We start from the raw sequence: 7,955 nt of genomic DNA, 5'->3' as shown, positions 1-7,955 counted from the left end.
TTTACGACCCCAAATAAAAAGAATCTAGTCATCTAAAAAACATTTATCTTTTAAAATAGGAAAAAGTATCCTTTCTCCCTCTCCACTCTCTTACTATCCTCTTAGATTCTATTAAATAAAACCATAATATGCCCCCCCCCCCATTATAATTAGTATTATTTGCTATAAAGGGAAGAGGAAATTTAAAGAAGTTTTGTTTATAAGCCTTTATTAATGCTTCTCCTAACTTATAAGAAAGAGTTGTTTTTATTTTTAAAGATTCTTTATAATCAGAATAAGATTCTAAAGGAGGAAGTTTTAATTTAGGATTCTTTTTTATTTTTTCTTGGTATTGTTTTTGTTCTTTATTGTGTTTATCTTTAATATAAGATAACACATAAGGCATTCTTATATATCCTAAAAGACTTTTAGAATTATCTATCATTGCCTCTCCTAGTTTATAAGCTAGGTGAGATTTAAGGCGGGAGGAGGCAGTAATAGTGTTTTCTAAAAGAGAATGATTGTTTGCTTTTTGGTAGATATTGGCTATTAATGATGTATTTGGAATAGGTGCGTGGAATTTGATGAAGGGATGATTAAGAAAGCCTATAAAATCCTTGCATATATGTTTGTCTAATTCTTTCAGTGCTTCTTGGAGATTTTGTGAGAATAGGGATTCTATGAGTAATGCTATGTAAAGGTTATTATGAGGGTCTAGATTGTGAGCTTTTTGTAATATTGCTATTAAATTCTTAGCAGATTCTCCTAAATTCCTAGAAAAGATAAATTGGCAAAATAGTGAATAAGCTTTGCATAGAGGATCTAAATCTATCTTATCTTGGTTTTTATGAAAAATATTGATAATTTCTTCAGAGCTAAAAAGATTTGCCCAATTCTCTGATTCTTTAGCATTGCCTATGAGGCTTGCAAGTCTAGCAAATCCTGATGTGGAATAAATAGTTTGACAATGCGACATTAGCTGAATTTCAAATAAATCAATTTGAGATTTTGATAATGTTTGGGGTAATAAATCTTTGGTTAAATAAATCTTGTATCCATAAACTTCTAAAAAATGTTTAGATAATTTCTCTAAAACTAAAGGATTATCACTAAAAAGAAGGATGTTTTTATCTCTGTTTTTTACAATAAGTTCATAGGCTATTTCTATTGGCATAGCTTTTTCTTTATACATACCACAAATAAACACACTTCTGGAGCTACCATAAACAATATCTCCCAAACGAATATGAATAGCAAGTGTGGGTTTATCTTTGAAATTCTTTTCAAATATGGAATCTGCCTGATGGAGTAGATTTTTAATAGATGGGGTAAAGCCAATTTCTTGCCATAGTGTTTTATATTCTTTCCTAAAATCTTGAGGAATGTTTTTGATATGCACACCTAAGTTATAATGCAGGATATAATAACCAAAGTCGTGGTAAAATGGTTTTTGTTTGTAATCTTCTATATTATCCTTTCTAGGTAGTGCATAGAGACCTGCGTATTGGCTATAGACAATATTTGGTTGTTGAGTATAGGAGTGATTGTCAATAAAGTTTTGTTGAAATATTTGTGTTTCATTCTCTATAATGATAGCTTGATTTTTATTGGATTCTGAAAAACTCCAAGAATTGTTAAGCATCCTCCAGGCAAAGCCAAATTTAAATCCTGTATGTTTGGCTAGATACATTGCATTTAAAAGTGCAATCATCCTATCGCCCCATCCTGCAGCTAATGCCATTAAGAATATCCCGGGATATTTCCTTATTAAAACCTCTATTTTAGGCTTTTTGGAAGTTTGCAAAGTAATCTTTATATACCTTGCTTTAAGATTATAGAGATTTTCTTTAGCCTCTAATGACTCCCAAAAAACCCCATCGCAAGAGATACTAAGTGTTAAATTTCTTTCATTAATCCTTAAGCAATCTATTTCATAAATAGATTGTAAATCCATCACAAAAGTGTCTTTGTCAATTTCTTTTAATTCTTTGGCGATATTTTTTAGGTCAATATCCTTAAATAGCATTGGGTTTAGTCTCCTTCTTTTTAAGCACAAAGAGTGTGCAAACATTTGCAGAAAATGCTTTAGTGTAAAGAGGTGTAAATCCTACCTCTTCTAATTCTAAAAGCAACTTTTCTTTGGTTAAAAATTCTTCAATAGAATCTGGTAAATACCGATAAGCTCGATAGTTTTTAGAGATAATACCGCCAATAAAGGGTAAAATGTTTTTAGTATAAAAGCTCATTAATTTCTCTAAAGAATTGGGGTTGTGGCATTTGGTGAATTCCAAGATTACTAAGATTCCGCCCTTTTTTAATACTCTAATAAATTCTCTGAAGGCTTTTTTGCGCTCAACTACATTACGGATTCCATACGCTATGGATACAATATCAAAGCTTTCATTTTCTAGGGGCAAAGCCGTTGCTTCACATTGGGTAAAGGGAATAGAGGGAAGCTTTTTTTGTGCGATTTTTAGCATTTCCGCACTAGGATCTAAACCTCTTATTTCTTGAATATTAATGGAGTTTTTTTGGGCGTTTTTTTGCCAATTGATAATCATATCCCCTGTCCCACAAGCAATATCTGCGATATGCAAGGAATCTAAATTTTGTTTAGGAAGATTAGAAAAAGCTAAATTGCAAGCCTTTTTCCTCCAAGCAATATCAATCCCACAACTCATAACACGATTAGCTAAATCATAACTTTGTGCTATTTCATCAAACATTGCAATAATTTCTTGTTGCTTATCTGCCATTGTCATTCCATTGAGGCTTTAGCGGTTTGAAACCAAGCTTGTAGGCTTTGGATTTGTGTTAAAGTAGCTTGTTGTGAAGTCCCCCCATAAGAGTTTCTAGCCTCCATTGAGGCAAACAAATCCAATGCCTTGTGGGCTTGTTTTGGGATTTTTGGGTTGATTGAACAAAGATCTTCTATGCTAAGCTCACTTAAGTCTTTGCCAATACTTTCTGCATAGGCTACAGCTTCGCCTGTGATATGATGAGCCTCTCTAAAGGGAATATTGCAATTTGTTACTAAAAAATCTGCCAAATCAGTTGCGCTTAAATGCCCTTTTTTACACGCTTTTAACATATTGTCCGTATGGACTTTCATAGTTTTTAATAAGTCATTGAGGATTTTTAAGGAGAGCTCTAGGGTATCAAAGGTATCAAAAACGCCCTCTTTATCCTCTTGAGTATCTTTGTTGTAAGCAAGAGGCAATCCTTTCATAACGGTTAATAGGGCAAAAAGATTGCCAAAAACCCTGCCACTTTTTCCTCTTAAGAGTTCAGGGACATCGGGATTCTTTTTTTGGGGCATTATGGAACTTCCCGTAGAATAAGCATCACTTAGGGTAATAAATTTAAACTCATAGCTACTCCACAATACAAGCTCTTCTGCAAATCTTGAAATATGCATAGCAATAAGGGAACAATCATAGAGAAAATCTAGCGCAAAGTCTCTATCACTTACGGTATCGGTAGCATTAAGTGTGGGAGCGATGAAGCCTAAAGCTTTGGCTGTGTAGAATCTATCTGTGGAATAAGGAGTTCCAGCTAATGCTGCTGCACCTAAAGGGCAGTAGTTGTTGCGCTTAAAAGAAGATTCTAAACGTTCAAAGTCGCGTATAAACATACAAATATAAGCACATATTAAAAAGCCAAAATTTATCGGTTGTGCGTGTTGAAGATGCGTAAAGCCCGGTAAAATAGTTTTCGTATGATCTTGTGCGATATTTAGAAGTGTGTGGATGAGTTCAAGGCATAAAGAGCGGAGAGTTTTGTTGCAATCTAAGACAAACAGCCTAAAATCAAGGGCTACTTGATCATTCCTGCTTCTAGCGGTATGGAGTTTTTTGCCTGTTTCTCCTATGATTTGAGTAAGTCTTTTTTCTATTGCCATATGAATATCTTCATCATCAAGTGTGAAAATAAAGCTATCTTTTTCTATTTCTTGTTGGATTTGTTCTAAACCCGCACAAATACTTTGCATTTCATCATTGGTTAAGATTTCACATTTAGCAAGCATTTTTGCGTGGATTTTTGAGCCTAATATATCTTGCTTATAGAGCCTTTTATCAAAAGGGAGTGAGGCATTAAATACATCTAATAACTCTGCGGCTTTTTTTTGAAACCTACCTCCCCATAATTTATTATTTTTCATATTTTATTAAAAGGGTTTAAGGATAACTAAAATAGTGATGACAATAAGGGCAATACTAGGGAATTCATTAAGGATTCTAAAGAATTTTCCTGTATGCGTGTCTCTATCTTCTCTTAAGGCTACCATATAGCGGTATAAGTTAAAATGATAAGCAACTAAAAGAGCGACAACAAGAATTTTAGCGTGTAACCAGCCACTTCCTTTTAGTAATGTAGGTTCTAAAGCTATCATTCCAATACCAGAGAGTAAAGTGCAAATGATTGCAGGATAACCAATAAAATTAAAAAGTTTTTTTTGTTGAATCTTCACTATATCACAAAAACCTTTATTGTCTTTATGTTCTGAATGATAAACAAAAAGTCGTGGGAGATAAAAAAGCATAGCCATCCAAGCAACAAAAGAAAGAATATGAAAAATTTTTATATAAAAATATAGCATTAAATCTCCTATTGAAGTAAAAAGATAAAATTGTATCAAAAAATAAAGGGATTAACCACTTTATTAACTAATTTTATTATAATTGCGAGATTAGATTGAAGATTTGGGAGAAATTGATGAGGATTCCTACTTTAGAAGAGGCGTTGAAGTTTGACAAAGAAGCAATTAAAGAACTAAAAAAAACCTTAAAAGAAAAAATACAAGCTAGTAATTTAAACGCTTATATTGGGGAAGTTGAAGACTGTCAAGAGGATTTTTTACCCATTGCTATTAAGGATAATATTAATGTAAAAGGATGGAATATCACTTGTGCTAGTAATATCTTACAAGGTTATATTGCTCCTTATAATGCTAGTGTGGTAGAAAATCTTTTAAAGCACAAATTAGCCCCTTTTGGACGCACGAATATGGATGAATTTGCTATGGGTAGCACAAGTGCTAGTAGTTTTTATGGTAAGACCCTTAACCCCAACAATCCCAACAAAACTCCCGGTGGAAGCAGTGGAGGAAGTGCCGCTGCAGTGGCTGGAGGGATTGCTCTTGCAGCTTTAGGTAGTGATACAGGGGGAAGCATTAGACAACCCGCTAGTTTTTGTGGTTGTGTAGGATTAAAGCCCACTTATGGGAGGGTTAGCCGATATGGATTGATTGCTTATAGTTCTAGTTTGGACCAAATAGGACCTATTACTCAAAATGTCAGGGATAGTGCGATTTTATTTGATTGTATTGCAGGATATGATAGATTAGATTCCACTTCTATCCCTAAAGAGCCTAGTCAAACTTACCAAAACCTTAATCCCAATAGAAAAATGTCAGTTACTATTGTGCCTTCTTTGCTAAAAGATGCTGATACGAATGTGCAAGATGCTTATCAAAAAAGTATTGATATTTTAAGCAAGAATGGGCATAAGATTATAGAAAAAGAAATGATTGATACTAGCTATATGCTTTCTGCTTATTATGTGATTTGCACTGCAGAGGCGAGTTCTAACCTTGCAAGATTTGATGGGGTGCGGTATGGTAATAGAGCTAAAGAAGTGCAAAATTTAAAAGATTTGTATTTAAAAACGCGTTCTAATGGTTTTGGAGATGAGGTTAAACGGAGAATCTTATTAGGTTCTTTTGTGCTAAGCAGTGGGTATTATGATGCTTATTATCTTAAAGCACAAAAAGCAAGGACACTTATTACAAGGGAGTATCAGGCTATTTTGCAAGATTGTGATGCGATACTCTCTCCAGTTTCTCCTAGTGTAGCCTTTGGCTTTGATGATTGTAAAACCCCCTTGCAGATGTATTTAGAGGATATTTATACTATTGGTGTTAATCTAGCTGGGCTACCCGCTATTTCGCTTCCGGTATCTAAGGATGAGGGGTTACCCATTGGAATGCAGTTTATAGGTTCTGCCTTTACAGAGCAGGAATTATTAGATTTGGCGTTAAATTTAGAAAATTCATTAAAATAGGGAGTAAAAATGAGAATCCGAGCTAAGGCTTTAACTTTTGAAGATGTTTTGTTGGTTCCTGCATATTCTGAAATTCTCCCTAAAGAAGTTTCTTTGCAATCACAACTAAGTCGGAATATCACTTTAAATGCTCCTTTAATCTCTGCGGCTATGGATACCGTTACAGAATATAGGACGGCTATTGCAATGGCGAGACTTGGAGGCATTGGAATTATCCATAAAAATATGGATATAAATTCACAAGTTACACAAATAAAAAAGGTAAAAAAAAGTGAAAGTGGAGTGATTATAGATCCAATCTTTATTAGTCCAGAATCGACTTTAATGGAAGCAAGGGCTATTACAGATAATTATAAAATTTCGGGTGTTCCTGTTGTTGATGATAATGGAGGTTTGATTGGGATACTTACTAATCGTGATATGCGTTTTGAATCAGATTTGAAACGTCTTGTTAAAGAGGTGATGACTAAAGCTCCACTTATCACAGCACAGGTGGGGACTAGCTTAGAAGAAGCAAGAAATATTATGAATAAGCACAAAATTGAAAAATTACCTATTGTCAATGAAAAAGGGATTTTAAAGGGATTGATTACGATTAAAGATATACAAAAACGTATCGAATATCCTTATGCTAATAAAGATAATTTTGGGCGTTTGAGGGTTGGTGCTGCTATTGGGGTGCATCAATATGATAGGGCAAAGGCATTAGTAGAAGCAGGTGTAGATATTTTGGTTTTAGATTCAGCACATGGGCATAGCAAAGGAATTTTAGAAACTATTAAAGAGATTAAAAAACATCTTAATGTCGATATTATCGCAGGTAATGTTGCTACAAGTGAGGGCGCAGAGGCATTAATTGGAGCGGGAGCAGATGGCGTGAAAGTAGGGATTGGTCCAGGAAGTATTTGCACGACGCGTATTGTAGCGGGTGTGGGTGTTCCACAAATTACTGCTATTGCCGATGTTGCAAAGATTTGTCATAATGTGGGGATTCCTTTAATTGCTGATGGGGGGGTTAAATATTCTGGTGATATTGCTAAGGCTCTTGCAGCAGGTGCTAGTAGCGTGATGATAGGGAGTATGTTAGCAGGAACAGAGGAATCACCGGGCGAGACTATCATTTATCAAGGAAGACAATATAAAAGTTATCGTGGAATGGGGAGTTTGGGTGCTATGAATAAGGGGAGTGCAGATAGGTATTTTCAAGAAGGAATGGCACAAGAGAAATTTGTTCCTGAGGGGATTGAGGGGAGGGTTCCTTATAGGGGTAAAATTGCGGATGTAGTCCATCAGATGGTTGGTGGTTTGCGTTCATCAATGGGGTATTTGGGGGCTAAAGACATTCCTACACTTTGGGAGAGAGCAGAATTTGTAGAGATTACACAAAGCGGATTAAGAGAATCCCATGTTCACGATGTATTAATCACCAAGGAAGCTCCAAATTATCATATTAATCATTGAAATAAAATCTTGACAAAAATTTTTGAAAAGACTATAATTCTAGCCTTGTGTCGGGGCGTGGCGCAGTCTGGTTAGCGCACTTGGTTTGGGACCAAGGGGTCGAAGGTTCGAATCCTTTCGCCCCGACCATTTTGGTGGGCGTAGCTCAGTTGGTTAGAGCATCAGATTGTGGTCCTGAGGGTCGTGGGTTCGATTCCCATCGCCCACCCCATCAATACTTTTTCTTCATTAACTACTTAGTAAAATAAGATTACCTATGATATGTAAGTTTCTTCCACCGATAAAAGTTGCAATAAACCTTAATATTTGCGGATTTATTTGAAATAATGAAGGTAGCTATATAATTATTAATCCAAACTCTCCCTTAAAATTCTCCTTTCTTTAATGCTTGAACCCTAAAGTAATCCCCTAACAAAACAACAGATGAAACACAACAAAACCCAATCTAAAGT

Annotated in this window: 6 protein-coding genes and 2 tRNA genes; 4 read left to right on the top strand and 4 right to left on the bottom strand. The window is 35.0% G+C overall.

Annotated features, from left to right (window positions below; genetic code table 11):
• Positions 1-43: 43 nt before the first annotated feature.
• The 4 genes from C6H18_RS09540 to hemJ are packed head-to-tail and all read right to left on the bottom strand — an operon-like array spanning position 44 to position 4,579.
• Positions 44-2,005 (bottom strand): hypothetical protein, encoded by a 1,962-nt coding sequence (locus C6H18_RS09540; RefSeq protein WP_199770161.1) that lies wholly within the window; start codon positions 2,003-2,005, stop codon positions 44-46.
• On the bottom strand, positions 1,995-2,735 hold the full coding sequence (gene ubiE / locus C6H18_RS06875; RefSeq protein WP_104722371.1) for a bifunctional demethylmenaquinone methyltransferase/2-methoxy-6-polyprenyl-1,4-benzoquinol methylase UbiE: 741 nt from the start codon (positions 2,733-2,735) through the stop codon (positions 1,995-1,997). Before ubiE ends, C6H18_RS09540 begins: the two co-directional genes overlap by 11 nt.
• A gap of 2 nt (positions 2,736-2,737) precedes the next feature.
• Positions 2,738-4,141: an argininosuccinate lyase gene (argH, locus tag C6H18_RS06870; RefSeq protein ID WP_104722370.1), complete on the bottom strand. Its 1,404-nt coding sequence runs from the start codon at positions 4,139-4,141 to the stop codon at positions 2,738-2,740.
• 6 nt (positions 4,142-4,147) lie between these two features.
• The gene (hemJ, locus tag C6H18_RS06865; RefSeq protein WP_104722369.1) at positions 4,148-4,579 is read right to left on the bottom strand and encodes a protoporphyrinogen oxidase HemJ; all 432 of its coding nucleotides are present in this window, start codon (positions 4,577-4,579) and stop codon (positions 4,148-4,150) included.
• A gap of 122 nt (positions 4,580-4,701) precedes the next feature.
• Between hemJ and gatA the strand changes: the two genes are divergently transcribed.
• The 4 genes from gatA (at position 4,702) to C6H18_RS06845 (ending at position 7,714) form a co-directional block, all read left to right on the top strand.
• The gene (gene gatA / locus C6H18_RS06860; protein ID WP_233704093.1) at positions 4,702-6,042 is read left to right on the top strand and encodes an Asp-tRNA(Asn)/Glu-tRNA(Gln) amidotransferase subunit GatA; all 1,341 of its coding nucleotides are present in this window, start codon (positions 4,702-4,704) and stop codon (positions 6,040-6,042) included.
• Positions 6,043-6,051: 9 nt separating this feature from the next.
• Positions 6,052-7,503 (top strand): IMP dehydrogenase, encoded by a 1,452-nt coding sequence (gene guaB / locus C6H18_RS06855; protein ID WP_104722367.1) that lies wholly within the window; start codon positions 6,052-6,054, stop codon positions 7,501-7,503.
• Positions 7,504-7,554: 51 nt separating this feature from the next.
• Positions 7,555-7,632: transfer RNA gene (locus tag C6H18_RS06850), tRNA-Pro, on the top strand.
• A gap of 5 nt (positions 7,633-7,637) precedes the next feature.
• A tRNA-His gene (locus C6H18_RS06845) sits at positions 7,638-7,714 on the top strand.
• The last annotated feature ends 241 nt before the right edge of the window (positions 7,715-7,955 follow it).

Origin of the sequence: Helicobacter mesocricetorum (assembly GCF_900198605.1) — a bacterium.
Classification (GTDB): Bacteria; Campylobacterota; Campylobacteria; order Campylobacterales; family Helicobacteraceae; genus Helicobacter_D; species Helicobacter_D mesocricetorum.
Note: the sequence above shows the minus strand (reverse complement) of the source record. Positions and strands in the feature narration are given on the sequence as shown.

Bases quoted from the DNA above. Each gene is read 5' to 3' on its own strand.
- hemJ (WP_104722369.1), bottom strand. From the start codon at position 4,579: ATGCTATATTTTTATATAAAAATTTTTCATATTCTTTCTTTTGTTGCT.
- argH (WP_104722370.1), bottom strand. From the start codon at position 4,141: ATGAAAAATAATAAATTATGGGGAGGTAGGTTTCAAAAAAAAGCCGCA.
- ubiE (WP_104722371.1), bottom strand. From the start codon at position 2,735: ATGGCAGATAAGCAACAAGAAATTATTGCAATGTTTGATGAAATAGCA.
- C6H18_RS09540 (WP_199770161.1), bottom strand. From the start codon at position 2,005: ATGCTATTTAAGGATATTGACCTAAAAAATATCGCCAAAGAATTAAAA.
- guaB (WP_104722367.1), top strand. From the start codon at position 6,052: ATGAGAATCCGAGCTAAGGCTTTAACTTTTGAAGATGTTTTGTTGGTT.